At 35.8% G+C, this 25920-nt stretch carries 34 protein-coding genes; 26 read left to right on the top strand and 8 right to left on the bottom strand.

Annotation, left to right across the window (positions count from 1 at the left end; genetic code table 11):
* Positions 1 to 190 precede the first annotated feature (190 nt).
* From FHK87_RS10950 to FHK87_RS10870, 19 genes are all read left to right on the top strand, one after another.
* On the top strand, positions 191 to 625 hold the full coding sequence (locus FHK87_RS10950) for a hypothetical protein (protein WP_140592773.1): 435 nt from the start codon (positions 191 to 193) through the stop codon (positions 623 to 625).
* Positions 625 to 855, top strand: a complete 231-nt coding sequence (locus FHK87_RS10945; protein ID WP_140592772.1) for a hypothetical protein — start codon at positions 625 to 627, stop codon at positions 853 to 855. The genes FHK87_RS10950 and FHK87_RS10945 overlap by 1 nt, the downstream gene beginning before the upstream one ends.
* An 18-nt stretch (positions 856 to 873) precedes the next feature.
* A complete protein-coding gene (locus FHK87_RS10940; protein WP_140592771.1) occupies positions 874 to 1428 on the top strand; it encodes a hypothetical protein in 555 nt (184 codons plus the stop codon).
* A gap of 3 nt (positions 1429 to 1431) precedes the next feature.
* Positions 1432 to 2187, top strand: coding sequence for a hypothetical protein (locus tag FHK87_RS10935; protein WP_140592770.1), 756 nt, complete (start codon positions 1432 to 1434; stop codon positions 2185 to 2187).
* Between the two features lie 452 nt (positions 2188 to 2639).
* Positions 2640 to 3866, top strand: a complete 1227-nt coding sequence (locus FHK87_RS10930) for a YncE family protein (protein WP_226294241.1) — start codon at positions 2640 to 2642, stop codon at positions 3864 to 3866.
* Between the two features lie 12 nt (positions 3867 to 3878).
* Positions 3879 to 4343, top strand: coding sequence for a TIGR02594 family protein (locus tag FHK87_RS10925; protein ID WP_140592768.1), 465 nt, complete (start codon positions 3879 to 3881; stop codon positions 4341 to 4343).
* A gap of 162 nt (positions 4344 to 4505) precedes the next feature.
* Entirely contained in the window at positions 4506 to 4961 is a 456-nt protein-coding gene (locus FHK87_RS10920) for a hypothetical protein (protein ID WP_140592767.1), read from the top strand.
* The gene (locus FHK87_RS10915; RefSeq protein WP_140592766.1) at positions 4958 to 5452 is read left to right on the top strand and encodes a hypothetical protein; all 495 of its coding nucleotides are present in this window, start codon (positions 4958 to 4960) and stop codon (positions 5450 to 5452) included. Before FHK87_RS10920 ends, FHK87_RS10915 begins: the two co-directional genes overlap by 4 nt.
* A complete protein-coding gene (locus tag FHK87_RS10910) occupies positions 5449 to 5967 on the top strand; it encodes a hypothetical protein (protein ID WP_140592765.1) in 519 nt (172 codons plus the stop codon). Before FHK87_RS10915 ends, FHK87_RS10910 begins: the two co-directional genes overlap by 4 nt.
* Positions 5968 to 6000: 33 nt before the next feature.
* The gene (locus FHK87_RS10905; RefSeq protein ID WP_226294199.1) at positions 6001 to 6501 is read left to right on the top strand and encodes a peptidoglycan-binding protein; all 501 of its coding nucleotides are present in this window, start codon (positions 6001 to 6003) and stop codon (positions 6499 to 6501) included.
* Complete coding sequence (locus FHK87_RS10900; protein WP_140592764.1) at positions 6498 to 6899, top strand: hypothetical protein; 402 nt, start codon at positions 6498 to 6500, stop codon at positions 6897 to 6899. Before FHK87_RS10905 ends, FHK87_RS10900 begins: the two co-directional genes overlap by 4 nt.
* Entirely contained in the window at positions 6896 to 7138 is a 243-nt protein-coding gene (locus FHK87_RS10895) for a hypothetical protein (protein WP_140592763.1), read from the top strand. Before FHK87_RS10900 ends, FHK87_RS10895 begins: the two co-directional genes overlap by 4 nt.
* A gap of 2 nt (positions 7139 to 7140) precedes the next feature.
* Positions 7141 to 7482: a hypothetical protein gene (locus tag FHK87_RS10890; RefSeq protein ID WP_140592762.1), complete on the top strand. Its 342-nt coding sequence runs from the start codon at positions 7141 to 7143 to the stop codon at positions 7480 to 7482.
* Positions 7479 to 7838, top strand: coding sequence for a hypothetical protein (locus FHK87_RS26200; RefSeq protein ID WP_226294198.1), 360 nt, complete (start codon positions 7479 to 7481; stop codon positions 7836 to 7838). Before FHK87_RS10890 ends, FHK87_RS26200 begins: the two co-directional genes overlap by 4 nt.
* Complete coding sequence (locus tag FHK87_RS10885; protein WP_140592761.1) at positions 7744 to 8163, top strand: hypothetical protein; 420 nt, start codon at positions 7744 to 7746, stop codon at positions 8161 to 8163. The genes FHK87_RS26200 and FHK87_RS10885 overlap by 95 nt, the downstream gene beginning before the upstream one ends.
* Before the next feature lie 7 nt (positions 8164 to 8170).
* The gene (locus FHK87_RS10880) at positions 8171 to 8587 is read left to right on the top strand and encodes a hypothetical protein (RefSeq protein ID WP_140592760.1); all 417 of its coding nucleotides are present in this window, start codon (positions 8171 to 8173) and stop codon (positions 8585 to 8587) included.
* Between the two features lie 9 nt (positions 8588 to 8596).
* Complete coding sequence (locus FHK87_RS10875; protein ID WP_140592759.1) at positions 8597 to 9256, top strand: glycoside hydrolase family 73 protein; 660 nt, start codon at positions 8597 to 8599, stop codon at positions 9254 to 9256.
* Positions 9243 to 9389, top strand: coding sequence for a hypothetical protein (locus FHK87_RS26195; protein WP_226294197.1), 147 nt, complete (start codon positions 9243 to 9245; stop codon positions 9387 to 9389). Before FHK87_RS10875 ends, FHK87_RS26195 begins: the two co-directional genes overlap by 14 nt.
* Positions 9373 to 9870 (top strand): D-Ala-D-Ala carboxypeptidase family metallohydrolase, encoded by a 498-nt coding sequence (locus FHK87_RS10870; RefSeq protein WP_226294196.1) that lies wholly within the window; start codon positions 9373 to 9375, stop codon positions 9868 to 9870. Before FHK87_RS26195 ends, FHK87_RS10870 begins: the two co-directional genes overlap by 17 nt.
* 33 nt (positions 9871 to 9903) lie before the next feature.
* Here FHK87_RS10870 and FHK87_RS10865 read toward each other — a convergent pair whose 3' ends face one another.
* From FHK87_RS10865 to FHK87_RS10850, 4 genes are all read right to left on the bottom strand, one after another.
* Positions 9904 to 10146: a hypothetical protein gene (locus tag FHK87_RS10865; protein ID WP_140592757.1), complete on the bottom strand. Its 243-nt coding sequence runs from the start codon at positions 10144 to 10146 to the stop codon at positions 9904 to 9906.
* Positions 10147 to 10254: 108 nt separating this feature from the next.
* Positions 10255 to 10953 (bottom strand): carboxypeptidase-like regulatory domain-containing protein, encoded by a 699-nt coding sequence (locus FHK87_RS10860; protein WP_140592756.1) that lies wholly within the window; start codon positions 10951 to 10953, stop codon positions 10255 to 10257.
* Positions 10907 to 13348, bottom strand: coding sequence for a hypothetical protein (locus FHK87_RS10855; protein ID WP_140592755.1), 2442 nt, complete (start codon positions 13346 to 13348; stop codon positions 10907 to 10909). Before FHK87_RS10855 ends, FHK87_RS10860 begins: the two co-directional genes overlap by 47 nt.
* Positions 13349 to 13355: 7 nt before the next feature.
* The gene (locus FHK87_RS10850) at positions 13356 to 14825 is read right to left on the bottom strand and encodes a T9SS type A sorting domain-containing protein (protein ID WP_140592754.1); all 1470 of its coding nucleotides are present in this window, start codon (positions 14823 to 14825) and stop codon (positions 13356 to 13358) included.
* A 610-nt stretch (positions 14826 to 15435) separates the two neighbouring features.
* On the opposite strand from FHK87_RS10850, the gene tnpA (FHK87_RS10845) reads away from it, so the two are divergent.
* Genes tnpA (FHK87_RS10845) through tnpC (FHK87_RS10835) form a run of 3 tightly spaced genes read left to right on the top strand, consistent with a single transcriptional unit; the run spans position 15436 to position 17704 of the window.
* Positions 15436 to 15768, top strand: a complete 333-nt coding sequence (gene tnpA / locus FHK87_RS10845) for an IS66 family insertion sequence element accessory protein TnpA (RefSeq protein ID WP_140592753.1) — start codon at positions 15436 to 15438, stop codon at positions 15766 to 15768.
* On the top strand, positions 15768 to 16130 hold the full coding sequence (gene tnpB / locus FHK87_RS10840) for an IS66 family insertion sequence element accessory protein TnpB (RefSeq protein WP_140592752.1): 363 nt from the start codon (positions 15768 to 15770) through the stop codon (positions 16128 to 16130). Before tnpA (FHK87_RS10845) ends, tnpB (FHK87_RS10840) begins: the two co-directional genes overlap by 1 nt.
* 41 nt (positions 16131 to 16171) lie before the next feature.
* Positions 16172 to 17704 carry an IS66 family transposase gene (gene tnpC, locus FHK87_RS10835; protein ID WP_226294195.1) on the top strand — a complete coding sequence of 511 codons (1533 nt, stop codon included), beginning with the start codon at positions 16172 to 16174 and terminating at the stop codon, positions 17702 to 17704.
* 271 nt (positions 17705 to 17975) lie between these two features.
* Here tnpC (FHK87_RS10835) and FHK87_RS10830 read toward each other — a convergent pair whose 3' ends face one another.
* Positions 17976 to 18320 (bottom strand): hypothetical protein, encoded by a 345-nt coding sequence (locus FHK87_RS10830; RefSeq protein WP_140592751.1) that lies wholly within the window; start codon positions 18318 to 18320, stop codon positions 17976 to 17978.
* A 521-nt stretch (positions 18321 to 18841) separates the two neighbouring features.
* On the opposite strand from FHK87_RS10830, the gene tnpA (FHK87_RS10825) reads away from it, so the two are divergent.
* From tnpA (FHK87_RS10825) to tnpC (FHK87_RS10815), 3 genes are read left to right on the top strand one after another with little or no spacing between them, the layout of a single operon-like run.
* Positions 18842 to 19174 carry an IS66 family insertion sequence element accessory protein TnpA gene (gene tnpA, locus FHK87_RS10825; RefSeq protein ID WP_140592750.1) on the top strand — a complete coding sequence of 111 codons (333 nt, stop codon included), beginning with the start codon at positions 18842 to 18844 and terminating at the stop codon, positions 19172 to 19174.
* Positions 19174 to 19536: an IS66 family insertion sequence element accessory protein TnpB gene (gene tnpB, locus FHK87_RS10820; RefSeq protein ID WP_140592749.1), complete on the top strand. Its 363-nt coding sequence runs from the start codon at positions 19174 to 19176 to the stop codon at positions 19534 to 19536. The genes tnpA (FHK87_RS10825) and tnpB (FHK87_RS10820) overlap by 1 nt, the downstream gene beginning before the upstream one ends.
* 41 nt (positions 19537 to 19577) lie before the next feature.
* Entirely contained in the window at positions 19578 to 21110 is a 1533-nt protein-coding gene (gene tnpC / locus FHK87_RS10815; RefSeq protein WP_226294194.1) for an IS66 family transposase, read from the top strand.
* A 128-nt stretch (positions 21111 to 21238) separates the two neighbouring features.
* Here tnpC (FHK87_RS10815) and FHK87_RS10810 read toward each other — a convergent pair whose 3' ends face one another.
* From FHK87_RS10810 to FHK87_RS10800, 3 genes are all read right to left on the bottom strand, one after another.
* Entirely contained in the window at positions 21239 to 23716 is a 2478-nt protein-coding gene (locus FHK87_RS10810; protein WP_226294193.1) for a TonB-dependent receptor, read from the bottom strand.
* Between the two features lie 88 nt (positions 23717 to 23804).
* Positions 23805 to 24719 carry a FecR family protein gene (locus FHK87_RS10805; protein ID WP_140592747.1) on the bottom strand — a complete coding sequence of 305 codons (915 nt, stop codon included), beginning with the start codon at positions 24717 to 24719 and terminating at the stop codon, positions 23805 to 23807.
* A gap of 26 nt (positions 24720 to 24745) precedes the next feature.
* Entirely contained in the window at positions 24746 to 25273 is a 528-nt protein-coding gene (locus FHK87_RS10800; RefSeq protein ID WP_140592746.1) for an RNA polymerase sigma factor, read from the bottom strand.
* A 147-nt stretch (positions 25274 to 25420) separates the two neighbouring features.
* On the opposite strand from FHK87_RS10800, the gene FHK87_RS10795 reads away from it, so the two are divergent.
* On the top strand, positions 25421 to 25920 hold a 500-nt coding region (locus FHK87_RS10795; protein ID WP_140592745.1), incomplete at its 3' end, for a hypothetical protein.

The raw sequence follows: 25920 nt of genomic DNA, 5'->3' as shown, positions 1-25920 counted from the left end.
GATAATCAGCCGAAGAAATAGGAGTTTTAACCCACATAGGATTGGGCTTAGAAGACGAAGCAGCAATATGCACCGTAGGGTTGGGCGACCGCTTTGGCGATCTTCGATGCACCGATTACCAAAACCAAGGGTAAGCATTCGCAGGAGAAGAACGACCAGCCCCATTGCTACGATTCGGAATCGAAGGCGTGTGTATAGCAAGCCGAACCGTATCGTAAGCCGACGATCTGTACCAAAGCCTACCCCTACAACGCGAAAGCCTGCAAACACAGTCATAAAACCAAAGCCAAAACCGAAAGCAAAGCAGCATCCGATTAAACTGACACCTAATGATACAGTTGTTCCATATCAGTACAACAAAAAAAAGCCTGTTACGGGCAACCCCTTTGCAAAACGCGATGTCGCTCAGGAAGCATTGGAAGCACAGGCACAATTACAAGAAGTAGAACCACAAGAACCTATAGACGATATGACAAAGAAAAAAGAAGAAACCCCTGCAACCCCCGCAAAAAAAGGAATTTCCCCGATGTTCAAAATTGGGCTAACAGTAATAGCAGTATTAGCTATTGGGGGATTCGTATTGAATAACATGGCTAAAGCCAAGGTAAAATCTTACGATAACTAATGGACGTACTCGCCAACATCACAGAACAAGAGTTTACCGAAGCCGGAGAAATCCCAATAGGTTTTCTGTACGCTTCGATCAAGAATGTAGGCACTGTTTCGGCAGCAGTCAACGGGGTGGCACTTGCTGCCGGAGAAGCCAAGAGCTACCCCTTTGTAGGGAAGCCTTATGGGGCTGCTATTCCTTATGACCCCAAAGACGCAACCTTACGCATTCTATACATACTATAACCTAAAAAAACAAGCATTATGATCGCAGGAGAAACAGAATCGTTATTATCAGACCACTTCGGAGAAGAATATGATGACTTCCTTTTTGGGAATAAAGAACAACGCGAAAAGCGCAAGGCAGCCCGTATTGCGAGGCGAAAAGTGAGACGATCAGCCCGTGTCAACAAACGAAAAGCAAGACAGGCAGCACGGGCAGCTGATCCGGTGCGTATCGAACGCCAAGCCAGACGAATTGCACGAAAAACAGATCCGAGCCGAATAGAACGACGCACGAATTTCTTTTCCCGACTGGGTGAAGCCTATCGTGGTCTTGGCGGTGGGGCAGCCATTGGCGGAGCAGTTGATTCATTACTGCGAAAGCCGATCCCTATTCAATCCCCCGGACAACCCCCAAAAAACAGCGATTACAATTTTGGTTTGCAAAACCCTGATCGTATGAATGATCGTAGGGAAAGGGATCGTAATAACAATACTCCTTTGATTGTTGCAGGCGTTGTCGTCGTCCTTGCTCTTGGTGGGGTGATGCTGTACAAATCGAATCAGAATAGCAATATGCAAATTCCAAAACGTTAGGATATGATCATACCCATTCCGGCAAACAAAGAACGATTCACCATTGCCCTTACCCTTCAAGCAATACAGCAGGTATCTTTAGGCATTCGGGTATATGATCCCGATCGCCCGAACACCCATTATTTTAGAAGAAAAGCACAGTTGCAACAAGGGCAACAACGTCAACTATTCATCCCTTTGGCGGTTAGTGCGGACTTTTTGGAATTGGAATTGTATGACAAGCAATCTCCCGAAGACGAAGTGCCGATTGCCCTTACGAATTTTACCATTCAAAAAATGCCCCCGGCACAGGTATGGATGACTCCTGAGCGCAGGCGGTTTTTAGAGTTTGCCATTTCCTTTGCTCAAAAAGCAGGCTATACCCCTACAGGCTTTTACGATAGTCCGAAGGGGGAATTTCTGTTCCAGTACTTGCCGAGTATTACCGATTCGGAAGGCAAAGAACTGATTACCCCGGCACGCATTAGTAGAAAAATGCCCCGTGTACAGCTTTCGCAGCGATTGTTTAAATCCTTTACCATTCCGGTACGGGTGTTTATCCTCGCGCATGAAGGTTGCCATTGGTTTTTGAATACCCGAAGTGAAAAGACCGCAGATTTGTGTGGGATCAGACAGTATTTGGATTATGGCTTTCCCAAAATAGAAGCGGTATACGCTGCTACTAAGATATTCAGCCTTCATCCGGTAGGTACAGCTCAACTACAGCGTACCCAAGACATTATGGCTTTTATTGATGACTATAAACAACTCAGCGCGTGAATAGAAACACTCAAATAGCAATACTCCTTAGTGCTTTAGGCTTGACAAGCCTATGGTGGTATGGTCGTGGAAAAAAGACCACTCCTGAAGCGGTAGCTGATGCGCCCCCACCGGAGCCGGAAGATCACTATATCGCTCCAACACCAAAAAAGGGGCATTCCTTGCCTGTTACACAACCTACCTATCCCAAACGAAAAGTAGAGCAACCCCCAATAGTCCACAGACGACACCAAGGTATCAATACAAAAGATTTTTATAGGCATTTGCAAGATGCTTATGAAACCACCCAAATTACCCTGACCAATACCTCTGATGTGACACGGGAAGTACGCTTATGGGGCGGAAACAAAAAGCCACCGATCAGCCCTGCATTGCCGGGTGATATCCAAGACCATGTGGTTCGTACCCTGACCCCTCAAAGCAGTCAGGGAGCAGCAAGTTATCCGCAGGGGATGATCGTCAACCCTTACAATGGGTTTACCTATATCGCGAATCAATTGTCGAATACGATTACAATCCTAAATCAGAACAATCAAGTTATAAAAATAATACCCATTGTTGCTGATGGTAGCCCCTTTGGGGCTGCACCCGTAGACCTGACCGTGTTCTCCCTAGCCAGTTCCCCAAACGTTGGTCGGGTCTACGTGGTCAACAGCATTTGGGATTCGATCAGCGTGATCGATACTAATTTAGAGATCATCCAGACGATACCCGTAGGATTACGCCCGGTGTCGATCACTTTTAATCCTGTGAACGGATACCTGTATACGACCAATATCGCGGACAATACGATTAGTATTGTTGATCCTGAAACTGCTACGCTAATTGATACGATTCCGGTAGGAAATGCCCCAAAAAACAGTACCGTGCATGCTGACACCGGAGATGTGTACGTCCTCAATACCAAAGACGATAGTGTTACCATTATTGATCAGAACGGACAGATTACAAATACACTACAAAACTTAGGAGCGGGATTAGTCAACCTTACGATAGTGGAAGCAACGAATAGCTTATATGTGGTTTCAGAAACCAATAACACCATTATTCCGGTGGCACTTGAAACCAATACCGTAGCAAATGCGATACCCGTTGGAAATCGCCCGTATCCTATCATTTATAATCCGAATAGTGCACTGCTGTATGTCGGGAATCGTGATGATGACACCTTTAGCATTATCGATCAAAGCAACACGGTTATTGATACCATCGCTTTAGGAGCTGTCAATACCGGGGTGGCGTTGAACCTTCAAACTGATGTGATCTATACGAGTGATCCTCTAGGCGGAGCAATTTCTATCATTACCTATTCAGAAGAAAGCTCTGCGGTACTGGTCAATGAGGGGTATGCAGCCAAACGTGAAGATTTTATATACCGACCCGTAGAGATCGGGCATGTCAAATTTGTGTTATCCGGAGAAGAACGTTTTAAGGTATTGCAGCTTCAGGAGCAAACCATCACAGGCAAAACCATCAAAAAACCGATATCCTTTTCAGCGCATCAAAGCCCACAAAACTTTGGCAATGTTTCCGAAATCTTTGGTATGCATGGAATGGTGATCGATGGTAAAAACGAATGGTTATTTCAGATCGCAGGAAAACAGACCATCACCATTTTAACCTATTACAAACAACTGGAAACAGAACGCTTTATCGATCAAGGGTTGACTGTTTCGTAACATAAAGAAGATATGAAAAAGACCATTGAAATTGCATTGCAGGAGTACGGGATTACCGAGCATATCGGAGGAAGGCATAATCCTAGAATCCTGCAATACTTTAAAGACATAGGACATCAGTGGATCAAAGACGATTCGACTGCTTGGTGTTCAGCGTTTGCCAATTGGGTCATGGGCAAAGCAGGCTATCCTACTAGTGGGAAGCTCAACGCCCGTTCGTGGCTCAAGGTGGGCAACTCTACACGATTACCCGAATTAGGGGATATCGTGGTGTTTTGGCGAGAAAGCAAGCAGAGTTGGAAGGGGCATGTTGGTTTTTTTGTCGCCTATAGTGAAGATGAAAAACACATCTATGTGTTAGGTGGGAATCAAAACAACCGCGTGTGTGTGAAAGCGTATCCAACATACAGGCTATTAGGCTTTAGAACGTTTGATACCCCACCGTTTCGCCCCATCATTGACTTAACCGCATCGTAAACAAATAATACAAAATATATGAAAACAGCTTTAGGATGTATAGGAGGATTTGTGCTTGGCGCTTTTATGTACACAAGAGCATGTGGTAAAATGATAAGACAGAGGGATCAAGCCTTGAAGAAAAACCTTCGCACCCAAAGGGTGTTTAGAATATAAGAAAATATGCCAACAACAGTAACGATAGATAAGCAAACCATTTTGATCCCTGAATCGGGTGATCCATGCGAACTTTGGGTGGGGTATTTCAATAGCCTGAAAAAGTATGCAGGGGCAGCCCATGCCAGAATGTTATGGTTGGTGACATGGAAAGCCAACGGAAATATAAGATGTACGACCAATCCACAATTTAATCAGTGGTTGCAAAAAAATAACCTTGATGTGAGTAACGCAGCGACCAGAACCATTGCCGATCTATCACAAATGGGCAGCAATATTAGGGGATTAGGTAAGAACCTTACTTCAGTACTTGCGTGGGGCATTCCCATAGCCTTAGTGATTGTACTGATTAGCATCGGGGTATTGGTAGTCAATACCACCCAAAAAGCTGACCTTTCCGATGCAGCGATGTTGCTTCCACAAGGACGTGCATTAACCACACTAAAAACCTTGACCAAATGAAACAGCAAACCAAATTACAAATTGCAGGCAGTGTGGTCTTTGTGGCGTTTGGGGCTTCGCTCTACAATGCTTTGAGAATACGGGAACAGCAGCAGTTTAAAGATGCTTTTTTGTCCTTACTTATGCAAAAGATCAACCCGACCACAGCAGGACTATCCGCAGAGGCAGGTTTTGATATTCATTACGCAGCACAAGTATTGCGAAAAGTAAACGGAAGGGTGGTTGTTTTGAAAGAAAGCGTAGCGAAAAGCATCGCAGATCGTATCCACTCCAATTTTCGCCCCTGGTATCTTAGGGGAGATAATGAAGAAGGAGTTTATGCGATTTTAAGAAAGCTAAAAGACAAGGTACAGCTCTCGCAAGTCTCAAAAGCCTATCAGGAGCAATATAAAATCAATTTGATCGATCAATTACAGCAACGTTTTGATGCGAATGAAGTAAAAAAAGTACTGGCGATTGTAACCCCAAAATCCCCTTATACAACAGTATGATGAATAAAACAACCATAGGGATCGTAAGTGGCGCAAGTATCGTGATACTTGGTATAGGAATATATTTTTTACGAAAATCAAAAAGGGGAAACCCTTCATTGGTCGATAGTGATAGTAAAGGAACACCCATACGATTATCTAATCCACAAATGGGAATTCCTATTACAGAACCGAACTGGAACAACCCTTTTGATATGAATTATCTAAAAGATGTCAAAGCCTTTCTTCAGGGGAAACCAATCCTTGAGTTACCCATGCAAACTGCCATGCAATATGCCAGTATACTGCACAAAGCGAAAGGAGGATTTTTTGAGGATGATGATGAAAAAGCAGTGGAAAGCATTTTTAAAAGGCTTCAGGACAAAACGCAGGTAGCAAGCTTATCAAAAGCATTTTATACGCTATTCAAAAAAGATCTGTGGCGATATCTGAAAAGCTTTCTAAATGATAGTGAAATGGAAACCCTTGTACACAAACCTGTACGAAGATTAGAGAGATATAGATTACGAACATAAAACAACACATCAAATATGGCAAAAAGACCGATAATGAAAAAAGCGAGCGTTGGGAAAATGCCCAATATGCCCAAAAAAGGAAAAAACAATACAACCGGAATTATAATCGGTGTCACGGTATTAGTGGCAGTTGGAGGGGCAGCCTATTGGTATTTCAACAGAAAAAAGAAAGAAGAAGATCAGTTGGAGCTGGTCATAGGTGGTGCGCCGGTATCAAGAAATACACCAAGAAGAACCAATCCTAATATCTCGACACCTACCATCACCACACCCCCACGAAGAACACGTTTTCGATGTACCAATAGTGGGTATCCATTAGCCTATGGAACATGCAATGAGGGCGTAAAGGTATTGCAACGTTATCTAAAAATTTACAATGAAGATTTAGGTGCTACAGGACCGGGAAAAGATGGTGTCGATGGAATGTTCGGAAGCAAGACCGCCAGAGCTGCTAAAAAACGATTAAACAAAGTTTCTTTCACTCAAAAGGATATTGAGGGCATGAAAAGCAGCTTAAAAATGATGAAGCGATGATACAGGTAACCACCACACAGCGTAATATGTTAGCAGTAGCAGCCCTTACGGGAGTGGGATTACTAGCCCACTACTGGCTGCAACAACGACAAGAAGCAAAACAAGCACCAGAACCGGAGCAGCAACCGCTTACCATTGTTCAACAACCAAAAGAAGGAATGCTAAAGAAGAAGAAAGGAGTATTTCCGCTTCAAGAAGGCAGTACAGGCAAAGAGGTCGAAAGGTTACAGATTTGGTTGTTACGAAATCATGGATGGCAAGGGGAGATTACCAAAACCTTTGATGCACAAACCTTGAAACTTGTCAATAAGGCACTGCAACAAGATACCGTAGACAAGAAGGTCTATGAACAGTATCAAATGGGAATCCCGATTCATAAGCAAATACATAACGGATGACACAACAAAAAAGAAATATCAAAGACTATTTAGATGCCATTTTGGATAAAGATGGTATTAAAACCGAAGTCACTATAACCCTAACCAATGAGACGATGACTAAGATTATTATCAGCTTGCTTTTAGCAGGGGTAACTATGGTTACGGTCTTTCATCTCATCAAAAATTACTTCCCCAATGCACAACTAGCAGCATTGGAACAAGAAGTATATCATATCAGTAAAACTCTAAATCAATAAAAATGGAAACTGTATTTCAAAACATTGTCGGATATATCAATTCGTTAGATTGGGCATATATCCTCACTTTTATTCTGATCTCCTATGCGCTGAATCATTATAAAGAGATCATCAGCAAAGGATTGGGCATCAACATTCGTACCCGTTACCTCGTATTGCTTGTAGGGGTAACCTATGGGATTGCGATGTTCTTTATCAGGGATTACCACTTATCCCAAATTGAGATTCTACTACAATCCTTTGTCTTTGCCATTGTGTTTCATAAACTCATCATTGAAACCTTAGTTGAGCGCTTTATGCTAAAGAAAGACAAGGAAGAACCCCCTACGGATGAGCTACTATGAGAACCCTGAAATGGATATTGCCTATCCTAGCTATTGTAGCAGCAGTAGTATTCCTCTTTTGGATCATCCCAAAAGAGGAAGCTGCCATAACAGAGCAATACAGGCAGCAAATAGAAACTTTGGAATACCATAACCAAAAACTTTTAAAAGTCAATGAGATATTAGACAATCGAGTATTTTATTTGGAAGCCCAAGCCGATAGTCTCTTGCAATTGATCGAAAAAGATCAAATCGAAATCACAACCCTTAAAAAAACAAAAAATGAGAAGATACCTATTATTAATGCCTATTCTGATCATGAGTTACTTCGGTTTTTCGCAAACCTTACAACCAAAAGTGATAGCTCTGAAGAATAAGAAACATTTTTGTTTCACGACCTCGCAAGCCAAAGAACTTGCCAAGCGTATCGAGATCGGTAATTATAATGAGGCGTTAGTCAGTTCCTTATCTAAGCAGAATGAACGTTTACGCTTCTTGGTAGACAAACAGGATAGCATCATTACTACTAAAAAAGAGCAATCACAACACATCGCGCAGATAGTACAAAACAAAAATGAGGTGATTACTGCATTAGGAGTAACGATAAAACAAAAGGATAAAAAGATCAAGCGGGGAAAACTGCATAAACTCCTGCTCACCGGGAGTATTATTACAGCAACTACGCTATTCATCAGTAAATAAGTATACTATGGGATATCAAAGTGACACACAAGAAAACGATCTAAAGATTGTAAATTTTCCCTTAAATCATGTTTTACTAGTAAGTCAAATGTCAGATGAGATTACAACGGTAGTGAACAATGAGAATTATATGACGATTAATCGTAATCTGGTCATTCCGGTTGATCTTAAAATACGAAGAAAAGATGGGGTCGGGACACTCAATAATGCATTGATAAAATTACCCAAACCAACGTTAACACGTTCAAAACTGGATGGCATAACCTGGACGAATAAAGGGAAACCAATTACTTACGAAATGGGTGAAGATGGGATTATGGAATTTAAGGGTGAAATCACTGAAGCGGACGAAGAAATCATTGTCAACTTTCCCCCTTATGTTGCGATTTTTCCATTGGAGTATGACGAAACCGTAACGTTTTAAAGAAAGTGTATGAGTACTAAAGAAGCGTTTGTAACCAGGTATTATCCATATGCAAAAAAAGCTGCAGATAAATCCGGGATTCCGGTGGTATTTGCTTTGGCGCAAAGTGCCTTGGAATCCGGATGGGGAAAAAGTGCAAAGGGCAATATGATGTTTGGGATCAAAAAAGGATCAGGAGTCAATTATGGCGGATGGCAAGGAGACACCCAATTGATTACTACTACGGAGTACTTATCTACTGCTACTCGACATTTCCCATTCATATATCCCGGATATCCCAAGCAGCAATCCAATGGCAAATGGAAATATCGTGTACAAGACTACTTTAGGGCGTATCCTAATCCGTTTTACTCCTTTATGGATTGGGCAGGATTGTTAACAAGAAATTCAAGGTATCAGTATGCATTGCAGTACAAACAAGAACCTTATCGTTTTGCGGAAGAAGTAGCCCATGCCGGATATGCAACTGACCCTTACTATGCTGATAAGATCAAACGCTTGATGAAAGAGATTGAACAGATCATTGTTTTAAAAAAGTTGCATCAAAAGCCAAAAAATAAAATCATTCCTGCAATTCTTGTAGGGATTGGAGCTGCTACAATAGCGGTAACCATTTATATAGTAAAACCGGAATTTTTAAACAAAATATACACCTATGAAACCAGATAAAGGGAGTAATACACTCAATATCATATTCGGAGCATTTTTAGTCGTCAGTATCATCCGTACAGGAGTAGCGATATATGACTGGAGAGAAAAGAAGAAATCAGAAAAAAAGTGTAATTGTGCGAAGAAGGGATAATCAAACCATATGGATCGGTGTGGGAGCTGCTTTCTTAGTAATGCTTGGAATTATAGCCTTTCGCAGAAAATCAAATCCAAAAATAAAGGTAGACCTATCGAAATTTGACAGTCCTGATATGCCCGGTTCCGGGAGGTGTATGGATAAAGAATTTATTAGCATGCTTTATAAGCTAGCCAAAGTCACAAAACTACCCATATTCGATATGATTAATTCAGGAGCAAGATCAGCATATTGGAATAATAAAGTTGGTGGGGTATCGAATTCCTCTCATAAAATACCTACATGTAAAGCTGCGGATATTAAAGCCCCAACAACAGCGATTCGTAATACAATCGTGATGGCTGCTAAAGCAGTGGGATTTAAACGTATTGGGGTTGGTAGAACATTTGTGCATTTGGATAATGACGATACGAAACGTCAATATGTAGCATGGGGGTATCCTTCCGGGACAAAACCACCAATTAATCCCTTCGTATAAATTTATGAACGTAAACTAGAGCTATATTAAACACTATTGAATAGCGGTTATAAATTCTTTTTCAAACTCCAAAACTAGTGACCCAAAAGGATATTTACCATCCAAATAATAAAGTACTGCTGTTTTTTTTAGTCCGCAGATATAGAAATTATTCATCTTGGCATCTGACCAATGTAAACCAATATTTTTCTCAAAAGATTGGATTACAGTTTCCTTGCCAATCGAAACCATAATTGCTTTGATTTTTTCTAAATCAGTAATTTGGCTATACCCCATGTTTTTTAATTTTGTTTCCCTTTACAAAATTAATACTAAAAATTGAAGCTGTACTAATTAAGTACAGCTTCGTGTTTAAGGTTAAATTTTATTTGATTTGATTAAAGATCAATTAGAACTACGCCAGATTTGATTTTTGTTTTTGCCTAATCGTTTTAACGATATAGAGTTATCTTTATTCTTCAAAATTTTAAAATCCCATTTTTCATCCACAATTTCACATCCTTTTACCTTTGCCATGAATACTTTTACATCATAGTTATAATTGGATTGTAAATAAAAGCTATACGGTTTATAGCCTACAAATGCAATCTCAACTTTCTTAGGAATTTCCGATTTTTTAAATGTAAAAGAAACAAATCCATCTTTATTTGAAGATTTAGTCATTTGTTGTTTCTTGTCAATAATCACATTAGCGTAGGGGATTGCTTGACTGTTATCTAAGTCCAAAACTTTAATGTTAAAAGTTGTAGAATCTTTATCCGTCTTAGTCCTTTCCGTATTGTGGTAGTCTCCAAAACTATCATTTGTCAGATTAAATTTAAGAGACAATGTACTATTGTCTTTGGTGTAATGACCTGCCCCAAAATCAGACCCCAAGTCTCCTTGACTACAATATCCTTCGTATATGAAATAATCATTCACAAAGGTTATACAGTTATTTATAGTTTCTCCTTCAGACTGAAGACAGTATTTACCCTTAATATCTTGAGCTACCATCGTTGATCCTAAATTTAAGATCGCCAAAAGAAATATCGCTTTAAGGACATTTATCACCTTTTGCTGCTGATTTTGCTTCGCGTTCATTTTGTATAATATTTTGTATTTCTCGTTTTTCTGACTGTGATAATGCTTGATATGCACTTGATGTTTCTAGACCTCCCCAAGATAACTTTTTATAGTATTCTAAAGGTTGTTTATTAAAGTCCCACACCGCAAGTGATCTTGCTAAAGCTTCTACATACTGCCCCATAAAACCATGTTGTGTTAATTGACCAACTGAACCTGGGTTATTTTCACGATATTTTTGATACAATCTCTGTAACCCCATAACCATGCTTGCTCCATCTTGAGTGTTATAATAATTATTGTAACTTAAATAAGCATGCATACTTTCATGAATAATCGTTTTCGCAATAAATAATTGAGTTCCATCATTAACTAAATCAACATCTACAGTTACGTCAAAATTATTTCCATTTTTTATGGTAACTCCATTCCGTTCATTACCATCGCTATTAGTACCCAGCTGGTTTTGATAGAATCTGATACTGTAGGTTGGATCTGTATCAAACATATCCAATATAATTTGAGCGATGTGATTTGCTCCGGGATCACTTACATCTGGATTAATAGAACCAAAATTATCTTTTTGTTGCAATTCGCTAATGATATCACCCATACAACTGCTCACAGAATTATCTATTATAATATCATCCTTAAAATCGACTGTACCATTATTATTCCTAAAAGTATTATAAGCTTCTCTGGCAAAAGCTATTGACTCTACAGAATTACTACTATCCATCAAGTACTGATCTAATGCATCTAATGTAGGCTTATTTGCTATTAACCAATCTTTTTCTAAGGTACTAAGTTTTAATTTATCCGAGACACTAAATAGTTTTATTTTTTCAAGTGATAATGAAGGGCTTTGGGACAAGTTTCCTACAATGTCAATGAAATTAGGGTTTTTAAGAAGTTCTATAATATCTAAATCCCTATTGAAAAAATGAACTCCCATATTATTTTCAAAATTAAGCTGTATACTTGGAGAAGTTCGAAAATATGGATTACTATCTGGTTTAACATCAAAAGTATTGGCTAATTGCTCATTAGTAATATTTTCATGAATAGAAAGAAAATTATCAGAGAAAACATCTCGATAGACAGCTCCTTCAAAATCTCTGTTTACAGAATCTTGGTTAAACATAAGATGGAGTACATTATGAAACCCACCCCAGTAGAATTCTGTTGGCTTTGTGGAATTCACTAATACATTAAATGCTCTGTTTATGTTTTCACTATTCTGAAAATTAGTATAAGCAGTAAGGTCTTTAGAGGACTTAAAACTAAACCAATTAGGTTTATAAGTACGATTTCCTGAAGCATAACTCCCTAAAAATCGTTGTGCTGCTGCGAGTGCATAGCCATGATATACATATTCTTTTTCAGTAAAAAACCTTTTTAGCATATTTTTTATATCAGGATATTTTCGCAAGTATCGAAATACTTCGTGACCGCCTAAATGATTATAAGCTGCAAAGTATAATAAAGCATCATCGCTTGGGGTGTCATCTAATCTTTCTAATGGCTGTTGGGGAACGTCTACTGCGTGAGTCATCGGAACAAAAGTATCAATATAATCAAAGTCTTCTACCGAAAAATTAGGACCAAAAGAATTATCATTCGGAGTATTTCCCGAATAATCAGCAACCATTCTTTGTGTTGCATATCTAACAGCATCTTCATAATTTAAATTATTATAAAAAATAACGTATCTATCAATCAGGTAATCTTTAAAAATGCCATTTGATTGTGCTTTTTCCAATTGTTTTTCAAAGGTTCTAACGCCTACCAGTTTACTTGCTTCTTCATAATGTCTGCCATTTAATTCTCCAATTTCATTATTTAACCAGTCCATGTTTTCTGGTTTAATATCTTTAAGTAAATGTCTTTTATACTTTAGGTCTCCAAATAATTGATAGTGTGGTAGTGATTGCATGTTTTCACGTACAAATTCCAATGAAACTTTTTCATAACCGGTTTTTCGATATTCGATATCGTTAAAATCATTATTAGTTATAAATCGATTCCAAATTCTTGGTCTATAGCTTTTTGCAACATTAGAAGACTCGTATTGAACGGAAAACTTAAATGCATCTAAAAACGTTGGAAACGTATTGGGAGGTAATCCAGAGCGATTAGCAATTTCAATTCTTAATAGATTTTCTTGAGAAGCTAACCATAAATCACGATTACTTTGTGCCCCTATTGCTCTATTGAAATTATGCAAGTCTCCTAAGAAATAACAAAAGCAACTAATACCGATACCTGTTATTGGATTTTCAGTACTCTTACCATCATAATCAACACTTAATTGTGCTCCTTCTTTTGAATATTGATATAATTGTGAATAGGTATTGAAAGAGAGTAAACATATAATGATTACAACACTTATTTTATTTTTAAATCTCATCATGACTGGTTTATTCTTTGGTTACTATTTTGCTATATGTTTTGTTATCCATTTTTATCTGTACGATATACGTGCCACTGGGTAAATCACTACTGTTAAGAGTCACAGTTTTTTGAGTATTGTCTCGATGGTCAACCTTGGATTGTTCTATTAACTTTTGTCCGAAAAAATTATATACAGAAACAGTCATGTTATTGAATTGATTCGTATTAAAAGTAATTTTGAATTGGTCTTGAATCGGATTAGGATGGATGATAGCAAAATCCTGATCCAGTTTATTTTTAAGTTCCGAATTAGCAATAGTAGAATTTTGCAGTGCTGTAGTACCAGTCCTTTTTTTAAAGATCATTTTTGAGTGTGGCATAGGTTCATTTAAATCAGCTATTGAACCTTGTAACTGCCCAATGAAAATTGATTCTCCAATAAGTATATTTTCTCGTAAAAAAATCTGTGAAATATTATACTCTAAACTGTCTTTATCTTTATGATCTTTATAAAGTCGTGGCAGTTTGAAGCTTAAGGGGGAGTCATTAAATGAAATAAATCCATTACTCAATTTAGTTTGACCAGAGAAAGTTTGTTCGGCAATAGATAATTCATATGTAAGATCTCGACTTGACTCATTCCAATCAAAGTCAATGGTAAAAGGAACATCTCTTTTAACTCCCAAATCTCTAGACCAATCAAATTCAATAAATCTTCCATCATATATTCCATTAAAGCTTTGAGATGTTTGATTAAAATTATCTCCATATTCATTTAGGATACTAAGTTCTTCAGCAGACATTGGTAACCAGTCGCTATTTTGAGTATCTAAATAGGTAAGGAGTACCTCGCTATTATAAATATCATTTTCAGCAAGCATTTGTCTGGCTTTTGCTTTGTCTTGAGTTACTCCATACCCGAAATAATACATTATTGCCAGCCAGTGTTTTGCCATAGGATGATTACTACTCTCAAAGTAACTTTTAGCTTTTGAATAATCAGGGGTTAACGCATTAGGAAAATGTTTCATATTCAAATACCCTAAAACATAATTGGCAATATCTGTTTTGTAGTTTCTAGGCGAGATCATCGATCTAAGAGCATTTGATGCTTTTGGATAAGAAATTTTATGAAAAGGATAATTTTCTAATTCCCTTAGATAAGTCATTGCCAATTTTAAAAGTGCTGGATCGTATCCTCTTGAAGCTGATTGCAACAAATTAAAACCTTTATGCATATTTTGTTCTCTTTCAGATTCCCAATACAGTAAGGCTGCAATGTATTGGGATGCCGGATCACCCTCTGTCGCACACGGTTCAATATACACAAGGAGTTCTTCAATGAATTCCTTCGAGTATGAACTTAAATAAGGCTCTCTTTCTAACATGGTTAGCGCCTTTTGTTCGCAGGTTAGTTCTATCGGTTGTTGCGCATAACTATAGTAAGTTGCGCTTAAAATTAGGCACAGGAAGCCTAGGACATGTTTTTTATTCATATCATAATATTTAAAGGTTAATGTTTATTTACTATTCTAAACTATGGAAAGAGCGAGTAAGAAAACTTGTTAGAAAACAAGTTCAAGGATTGTTTTTTTGTTCATATATTGATTGTTTTTGGTTAATTGGTTGTTGATACAATATTAAGAAAAGGGAGTTCCATTTTTCGGGACTCAAATTCTTTTTTTGTTAAACTATAGTTAATCTTATTGTTGGTTTTGTAGAACAGTTCTGATAAATATGGTTTGTAAAATGCAGATAGTTTAGTCGTTTTTATTTTTTAAATAATGAATAAGCATTCCTGTTGGAAATCCAATTGCAATGCCTATGAGTGCTACCCATAGTATAGTTAAATCCATATTGATATGTATTGTTAATTTCTTTTTAATCCTTTGAGTTACGCAGATATAAGGCAAGTGAAACTCCACATATAGCCCCTAAAAATAAATATCCTAGATATTCTAATAACGTCCAAAGCAAGTCATCCATACAAATCATAATGTTGTTGTTTTTGTTATTAGCATTCTATAAATGTTTCTTTTCATTTTTTCGTAAGCGTTCGGCAAAGTACATATTGCTTGGTTTTGATTTAGGTTTTAGTTTTGTGTTATGCAAAAAGAAGACACTAAGCGAAAACGAGAGATGTACACGATTCTAAGAAATTGGAAAAAGAGTAGCCTGAGTTTAAAGAATTTTGGAGAGGCACAAGGGATTACCTATGGGGTTATGAAATACTGGCATAGAAAATTTAGAGCAGAGTTTCCGGATCTCAAGCAAAAAGGAACTAAGAGTGATTCCTCTTTTATTCCTGTTGAAGTCTCTAAACCTATATCAATTTCAAAAACAGTTTTTTTAGAGATTCATTATCCCAATGGTGTACTTCTAAAATGCCCTTCTGATATTAGTAATAAAGAATTAAAAAATCTGATTACTCTTTTCTAATGTTTGGACTGACTACTACCCATCAGTTTCATTTGTACAGTAAGCCTGCTGATATGCGTAAAGGCTTTAATGGTCTTTGCGGGTTGATTCAAAATGATTTATTGACTTCACCTACAGATGGGTCAGTATATATCTTCATTAACAAGACCCGTGATAAGGTTAAATTATTACACTGGAGTGGCAGTAGTTTTATTCTCTATTATAAACGATTAGAATCAGGTACTTTTGAGCTTCCTTATTATGATACAGAGGTGAGTAGTATTTCTTTAACCTATTCACAATTGGTTTTGCTAATTGATGGTGTTGCCATTACTGATATTAGTAGAAGAAAACGGTACAAACATCTTGTAGAAAAGTGTTGATCTGGTTGTGGGATATGAAGTTTTTTTAATATCTTCATGTAGTGAAAACATCTCGACACACTGCTACTATCCACACACAATCTGAGCTACAAGAAGCTTACGATACCCTTGCCAAAGCACATCAAAAGTTAATATTAGACTATCAATACCTTCAACAGCAGTTATCAGAATTGAAGCGTCTAATTTTTGGGAGTAAAAGTGAACGTTTTGTTGCTACAGAAGACGGGCAGTTAGAGTTATTTACAGAAGTATCATCTATTACAGCTCCTTTGGATAATGATACTATTGAGATTACCTACAAAAGAGAACAGTACACAAAGCCAAAACAACAGCCTGTTAGAACCACGCTTGCTGCTCATCTTCCCAGAGTAGAAGAAACTATTGAGCCCGAAGGACTTCCTATTGGAGCAAAGAAGATAGGAGAAGAAATTACAGAACTACTGGAATATACTCCATCAAGTATTTACGTTAGAAAAATCATACGTCCTAAATATGTATTGCCGGAAGCACAAAACATTGTGATTGGTTCTCTTCCTTCACTGCCTATACTCAAAGGAAATGCCGGTGCCGGATTATTAGCACAGATTCTTGTCAATAAATTTTGTTACCATCTTCCTTTTTATAGACAACGACAAATCTTCAAGGGACAGGGTGTAATGCTTAGTGAAGCTACCTTATGCGGATGGTTCAATGCTACGACCAGATTGTTGGCTCCTTTATACGATTGTTTAGAAAAGCAATTGTTACAAAGCAACTATTTACAGATCGATGAAAGCCCTATAAAAGTTCAGGATTTTCATAAAACTAAGGCTAAGACAAAAAGAGGAAAAGGAACGCTCCATATGGGATACCATTGGGTACATCATGCTCCTGTAGAAGGCTTGGTTTTATTCAAATATGCTCCCAGTCGATCAAAAAAGGTTCCGGAAACGATATTACAACAATATAGCGGAACGATTCAAACAGATGGATATTCAGGATATCTAAACCTTACTACCAAAGGAAGTATCAAACTATTGGGTTGCATGGCGCATGCCAGGCGGTATTTTGAAAAGGCACTGGATCAAGATGCATCTAAGGCAAGTTATGTATTGGAACAAATCCAAAAGCTATATACTATAGAGCGTAAGTCAAGAGAACGAGATATACATTCAACAACCAGACAGCGATACCGAAGACGATATGCCGTTCCTATTTTAAGAGCTCTAGAGATTTGGTTACAGAAGCAGGCACTTGCTGTACTTCCTAAAAGTGCTATCGGCAGAGCAATCGCTTACACCCTTAAGTTATGGACTAAACTGGTGGCCTATACCGATAATGGAATCTATGAAATAGACAATAACCGCATCGAGAATACTATTAGGCCATTGGCACTTGGAAGAAAGAATTACCTGTTTGCAGGATCACATAAGGCTGCTCAGAAAGCTGCCATGTTATATTCTTTCTTTGCAATGTGTAAAATTAACAATGTAGCCCCTTATGTTTGGCTGAAAGATGTTTTAGAAAGAATCCCGGAACATAAAGCCAATCGACTTACAGAATTACTGCCTAATCATTGGAAAAATTTTAGCTAGGTAATTTCACAATATGCATCAATTTCAAATAAAAACTATTATTTTTGAGAATACATTTCACTCTTATCACAGCAAACAAAATTGATTTTGAAAAAACCACAAGTTGCTTTACGAATTTACCTTTGAAATCTGCATCAGAAACGTATTGGTAACACACGAAGGAATTTCGGTCTTAAAAAAACCTGATTTAATTCTAAATCAGGTTACGCTTAGTTGAGGCAAAAAAACTGCGTATCAACATTAATAAAGTAGTTGTAGGTTACTACATATATTAATTTCTTTTGTTTTTCTTAATTTTTACTGATTTGAAATTAAAGTCAATATTAGCGATAAAGTTTTCTCCCGTCTTTACATTCATAAATTTCCAGTGATACCCTTGGTTAGTTTCTTTTACATCTGATCTTGCTATATAAGAAATTGGTACATCTAAGTAATTAAGAATTATGGTATTAATCTTATAGTTGATTTCTTTAGATGTAGAATTTGTGATAGCTTCATTTTCAGAAACTTTTTCTGGAGTAGACTCCACGACATCTATTTCTTTTAATGTTGCTTTAGAACTAGAACAACTAATAATAGAAAATCCTAAGAGAATAGTGAATAGCTTTTTTTTCATAATGAGTTTGTTATATAGTTCAAAATTACGGTTTAAACACATATCTCATATGTTTTAAGCTCATTATTAGATGATTTGTTAATTTATTCGATTAAAGACAGTTATTTAAAAAAATAATTGTAAGTCTATGATAATGAACATCATCATAGACTTACATATTATCTGCAATTTTTTATATTTAATCTAAAGATGAACTTAGTATTTGTATTCTAATTTAATATCGTACCTGTTTGGTAAAAATACCTGAATGTACTTTACTAAGTGGATACACTTTTTTTACTTTCATTATCATTATTTTCTAATAGAGGTTATTACAACTTTTGTCACTATGTTCTGGTAGTAAAAATTAATCACTTTATGATTAGAAGTTGTTTCTTATTCATGAATTCGGTTTAGAAAAGGAATTCTATGCAATTGTAATTTACTTAGAACTTTTTCACTTTTAGTGGATTGAAATTGATTTGTAAGCGTTCGGCAAAGTACATATTGCATGGTTTTAATTTGAGTTTTAGTTTTGTGTTATGCAAAAAGAAGACACTAAGCGAAAACGAGAGATGTACACGATTTTAAGAAATTGGAAAAAGAGTCCCCTGAGTTTAAAGAATTTTGGAGAGGCACAAGGCATTACCTATGGGGTTATGAAATACTGGTACCGTAAATTTAGAGCAGAGTTTCCGGATGCCAAGCAAAAAGTAACTAAGAGTACATCCTCTTTTATTCCTGTTGAAGTCTCTACTCCTCTATCAATTTCAAAAACAGTTTTTTTAGAGATTCATTATCCCAATGGTGTACTTCTAAAATGCCCTTCTGATATTAGTAATAAAGAATTAAAAAATCTGATTACTCTTTTCTAATGTTTGGACTGACCACTACCCATCAGTTTCACCTCTACAGTAAGCCTGCTGATATGCGTAAAGGCTTTAATGGTCTTTGCGGGTTGATTCAAAATGATTTATTGACTTCACCTACAGATGGGTCAGTATATATTTTCATTAATAAAACTCGTGACAAGGTTAAATTATTACATTGGAGTGGCAGTAGTTTTATTCTCTATTATAAACGATTAGAATCAGGTACCTTTGAGCTTCCTTATTATGATACAGAAGTAAGTAGTATTTCTTTAACCTATTCACAATTGGTTTTGCTTATTGATGGTGTTGTCATTACTGATATTAGTAGAAGAAAACGGTACAAACATCTTGTAGAAAAGTGTTGATCTGGTTGTGGGATATGAAGTTTTTTTAATATCTTCATGTAGTGAAAACATCCCAACACACTGCTACTATCCATACACAATCTGAGCTACGGGAAGCTTACGACACCCTTGCCAAAGCACATCAAAAGTTAACATTAGACTATCAATACCTTCAACAGCAGTTGTCAGAATTGAAGCGTCTAATTTTTGGGAGTAAAAGTGAACGTTTTGTTGCTACAGAAGACGGGCAGTTAGAGTTATTTACAGAGGTATCATCTATTATATCTCCCTTGGATAATGATACTGTTGAGATTACCTACAAAAGAGAACAGTACACCAAGCCAAAACAACAGCCTGTTAGAACCACGCTTGCTGCTCATCTTCCCAGAGTAGAAGAAACTATTGAACCCGAAGGACTTCCTATTGGAGCAAAGAAGATAGGAGAAGAAATTACAGAACTACTGGAATATACTCCATCAAATATTTATGTTAGAAAAATCATACGTCCTAAATATGTGTTACCGGAAGCACAAAACATTGTGATTGGTTCTCTTCCTTCACTCCCTATACCCAAAGGAAATGCCGGTGCCGGATTATTAGCACAGATTCTTGTCAATAAATTTTGTTACCATCTTCCCTTTTACAGACAACGACAAATCTTCAAGGGGCAGGGTGTAATGCTTAGTGAAGCTACATTATGCGGATGGTTCAATGCTACGACCAGATTGTTGGCTCCTTTATACGATTGTTTAGAAAAACAATTGTTACAGAGCAATTATTTACAGATTGATGAAAGCCCTATAAAAGTTCAGGATTTTCATAAAACTAAGGCTAAGACAAAACAAGGAAAAGGAACGCTCCATATGGGATATCATTGGGTACATCATGCTCCTGTAGAAGGCTTGGTTTTATTTAAATATGCTCCCAGTCGATCAAAAAAGGTTCCAGAGACGATATTACAACAATATAGCGGAACGATTCAAACAGATGGATATTCAGGATATCTAAACCTTACTACTAAAGGAAGCATTAAACTACTGGGTTGCATGGCGCATGCCAGGCGGTATTTTGAGAAGGCACTGGATCAAGATGCATCTAGGGCAAGTTATGTATTGGAACAAATCCAAAAGCTATATACTATAGAGCGTAAGTCAAAAGAACGAGGTATACCTTCAACAACCAGACAGCGATACCGAAGACGATATGCCGTTCCTGTTTTGAGAGCATTAGGGATTTGGTTACAAAAGCAGGCATTTGTTGTTCTTCCTAAAAGTGCTATTGGTAGAGCAATAGCTTACACCCTTAAGTTATGGACTAAACTGGTGGCCTATACTGATAATGGAATCTATGAAATAGACAATAACCGCATCGAGAATACCATAAGGCCCTTAGCATTAGGAAGAAAGAATTACCTGTTTGCAGGATCACATAAGGCTGCTCAGAAAGCTGCCATGTTATATTCTTTCTTTGCGATGTGTAAAATTAATAATGTCGCTCCTTATGTTTGGCTGAAAGATGTTCTAGAAAGAATCCCGGAACATAAAGCCAATCGACTTACAGAATTACTGCCTAATCATTGGAAAAACTTTAGCTAAATAACTTCAAAATTTGGCTTATCATATATCCTCCTGAGCAGTAAAGTACTTTTTCAATTAAAAAACTAATAAAATTGTAGCGGGAATAGACCATGTTTTCCTATAATTTATTAGATATGTTTTAAGGGTTATAGATTACACCTAATTATAAAATTAGGTGTAAAACCAATAGAATATCGATCTACTCTTTCAAGAAGAAGTTGTGAAATGTTATTCTCATTATTTGATTCTAAAACTCTAAAATCTCTAGAAAGAACATTTCGCTCGTTTGTAATATTTTGAAGTGCAAATCCTATTCGTGTTTTTATTTTTTTTGCTTTATCTAAATAAAAATTATAATCAGCTGTCAGGTCTACTCGATGATAATCGGGTAATCTTTCACCATTATACTTCTCGAAAACTATAAAATTACTTTGAGGGTTATTCGTATCTAAATTTTTCTGGGTATACGGTATGCCTGTACGGTGTCTGTAACCAATTGCAAAGTTGATATTTTTAAATGTCAAGGTATGTGTCCATACTAAGCTATGTTTAATATCGAATGATCCTTGGAAAGGTCTATTATTATTTATCTCTTCAAACTGATATTTATTATCGGCAAAAGAATAACTAAACCAAGTCCCATAGTTTCTCCATTTCTTTTTTAAAAGTATGTCTATTCCTTTTATTCTATTAGTTCCTGACACATTTCTAGGCGAAAATATATTATCTGTTAACAATATACCAATACCTTCTAATTTCTTAATATACGTTTCTACATCAACAGTCCATCCTTTTCTTTGAAAATCAAAGCCAACAACTAGTTGTTGATTTTTTATTACGGGAATACTTTCATCAGTAGAAACTACCCATAATTGATTAAATAAATTTCCTAATCCGTCATTTCGTAAATCAGTAATTTGGCTTATAGATTGATGTTTTTCCTCATAAGAGATTTTCATCCAAAGTTTTGGGAGTAATTTATAATTTAAAAACGCTCGAGGTTCCCAAAAAACATCATTTAGTCTATTAAAATATTGTCGTCTTCCCCCAAGGTTAAGCTGTAATTTTTCACCTCTAAATTTAAAATCAGAAAAAAAAGATTGCGAAGTTTCTTTTCCTTTAAAAAATTCTTGGAATGTCCTTAAGTCCAATCCATAACTATCAGCGATATAACTTACTTCAGACCGATTACGTTGATATCCAAATTGTATTATTCCATTTTTAAATAGTTTCTTTTCTCCATTATATTGCACACTAGTCTCTTTTACTTCATTTTCCTTGTCAAAGGTTATTTCTAAAAGAGTTGGTTGTTGAGATGCTATGTCAAAATCATTTAAACCACTGTATTTTTTATTAAAAGAAGTAAAGCTAAGTTGTAAGTTATGAGACCCAAAAAATTGGCTTTGATACGAAACACTTTCGTATAATGTTTCACTCTCTACTCTCAGTTTATCATCTGTATTACTTTTAAAAAAAGGGTTTGTTCCTTCGAATAAAAGATTGTTTTGGTTTTTTAAGAAGCCGAAATTAAACTGTAACGATTCATAAGGCTTAAAAATTAACTTTGTATAATAATCTTCATATAAAAAATCAAAGTTAAGATTTAATACTTCATCTCCTAAGTCATTAGATGTATCTAGAATATTAGTATTTTGAAACGCCACTTCGGCATATTTTTCCGTAGTTATTGTATTAATAAAATCAGTTGTTCCTCTTCTTGCAGAAGCGAAGATCGCCAGTTTGTCATACAATAAAGGTATTTTGATATCTGAATTAACATGAGTAAGTGTTGCCCCAATACCTATTGACATTTTTTTAGGAATAGATTCATCTACACCAATAGAAATTACTCCACCGGCATGACCGCCGTACTTGGATTTAGTTGCAGATCTGAATAATTTTATATTATCAATCATATAAGGGTTAAAAACAGACAATAATCCAAAAAAGTGCGCATCTTGGTACATTTTGACCCCGTCATAGAGAATTAAATTTTGATCTGGAGTACTTCCTCTAATATGCAAACCAGTAACTGTTTCATCAGGACTTTGCAATCCTGGTATAAATTGCAATGTTTGTATTGCATCTGGTTCTATTATTCCCGGTAATACCCCTGTTTGCTGCATTTTCACATTAATACTTCCATCTTCATTTTTGGTAAGTCCTTTTGCTAAGTAATTCCTTATAATTACTTCATCCAAACTCACGATTTCCTGCTCAAGTAATATTTGTTTACAAGGACTTTTAAAGAAGGAAGTGCTTATAGATTTAGTTTTAAAACCATAAGCACTTAAATCTATTAAAGAGGGCTGATCTGTAATTTCTAAATAAAAAAAACCCTCTAAATTAGTAACTGTATGCTGAAGTGAAGTTTTGACTAAAACTCCGGCTATGGCACTATAATTTTCGTCTACGACTTTTCCACAAATTAACCGTATATTTTTTTTTGTAGATTTTAAAATTACATAATTTTGATTATCAACTTTTTCAAATCGCAATTGGGTCTGAATTTCAATACTTTGTATTGCTTCCTCGAAATTCAAAAAATCTCCGACCTGTATTTCTGAAATCTTATTTACTTCATTAGGATTATATGAGAAAGTTACATGATATAGCTCAGACAAATTCTCAATTACCTTTATTAACGGTTTCGTTTGGCCTAATATTAATTGAAAACCAAATAAGAGAAACAGAAGACAACTTTTATGCATTTTATAATTGAGATATAATTATTGTATTTTTTAATAATTTATATTCTAAATTCATAGGTTTACATACAATATTTAATGCTTTCTTAAGATCGTTTACAACTAATTTTCCAGTAAATTTTTGATTTAGATTAACCTTTGTTGTTATTAATTCATTAATTTCATACATATTTTGTAGATCATTAAAAACAACATTCAGAGGTGTTTCATCATAGATGTAGACATCATTTTTCCAATTAGGTATTGTATTAGTAAATGTAGCCTTATGCAGTTTCCCATTTTTGTATTGAACACTATTACCCCTAGTAAGCGTAATTTTATTTTTGGCGTTTTCTATCAATACTTTACCTTCGTAGCATTCTACCATATAGAAGTTACCTAAAGCTTTAACATTAAATTGAGTGCCCAGTACATTAATAATTCCTTGGTCACTTTGTACTGTGAATTTAGACCCCCTTTTCACTTTAAAATAACATTCCCCTTTTAGTGATAGGAATCGTTTATTATTTCTCCATTTTTTATTTTTAAAAACTAAAGAAGAATTTCCATTTAACTCTGCATACGACCCATCAGGTAGCGTAAAAACTTTTGATTCTCCATAGTTTGTCGTTAAAGTAGTAGTCTTATTTTGTATATAATTAATTCCTCCTAGTGTAAATATCAAAATCAAGGAAGCGGCAATTGCTATTTTATAATACAAAGGCCTAACCTTTGATTTTGAGTAATACGCGGCTTTTTTAACCCTATCTTTGGTATCGCTTTTGTCAAAAGCTGGAATTTCAAATTCTGCACTTTTCAAGGCGATTTTTGAAAGTGTTTTATAGTCCTCATTATTTTCAAAATCTTTTAGTTCTTGGTCGGTTAAATCATCATTTAACCATCTAGCTAAAAAAGTATCATCATATTTGAATTTTGTCATAATAATGTTTTTAGTGTATAAAAAGGCTAAACTTTTCTTCCAAGTTCATCTTTTAGACTCAATAATGCTGCATGCATACGTTTCTCTACGGCTTTTGTTGAAATTTGTAACATCTCTGCAATCTCTCTGTATTTTTTCTTTTCTATTCTATTTAATAGAAAAACTTCTCTTTGTGCATTGGTAAGTTTTGCAATTGCATTTTCAAGTTTAGCCATATACTCTTTTTCTTCTAATAAATATTCAGGGCTTTCATAATTGATTATATTTTTATCTGATTTAGTTTTATAATGGAGAACAATTTTTTGATGGTTTTGTTCAGTTAAAAATTGATTGTTTGCTACAGTGTACAAATAGGATTTCGCTTTTTCAAAGAAAATCTTTTTGCAATTTTTCCATAACTTCACATACGCTTCCTGAACTAAGTCTGATGCTCTATCTTTATCTCCGCATTTAAAATATAGAAAACTGTATAGAGAATTACTGTAGTTATCATAAAGCCCTTCAAAATTTTTTTCCTCGCAAACAGATCTTAAATTATTGTTTTTTTTGTTCAAAATAATTTATTTATTCTTTAATTCATTATCTGACTATTACTAAAACTAATTTATAGTAAAATACCCTACCTAAAAAAATAAAATAAACTTTTAGGTAGGGTAAATTTGCTTTCGTTAGTTTCAGTATTGTAACCAAATAAAAATATCATGAAATTTAAAAACATTGTATTTAAAATAATAGTCGGAGCAATACTATTTAATTCTTGTGAAGCACCAGAAGATGATTTAGAAACAATTGCAAGAGAAGAAACGACAGAAATTGAATTTTTACAAATCGATCAAAAACAAGAATTAATAGATCTATTATCTGATAGTTCTATTGATAATTACTGGGAGATTACTACCCTTAAGAAAGGAACAACAAATTATGAAGATAGGTTTAAAGATGTAAAATTCACTTTTGAAAGTCCTGTTGAAGGTAATATAAGAGGTTTTATCTATGATGATAATGACGACGTTTTTGATAATAGAGTTATTAATACTCCTTTTTTTAAGAGCTCTACCAATAATGATCTCCTATTTCCATTTGTAGTGTTAGGATCTGAAGAATTAGAAGGATTTGGAAGCGGTATCATGGACAAAGAAAAATACGATACATTAAACGATATTCATCCTACACCTACCAGTGATAATCCTGACTTGGGATA

It is taken from the genome of Aquimarina algicola (assembly GCF_006443095.1).
Lineage (GTDB): Bacteria > Bacteroidota > Bacteroidia > Flavobacteriales > Flavobacteriaceae > Aquimarina > Aquimarina algicola.
Note: the sequence above shows the minus strand (reverse complement) of the source record. Positions and strands in the feature narration are given on the sequence as shown.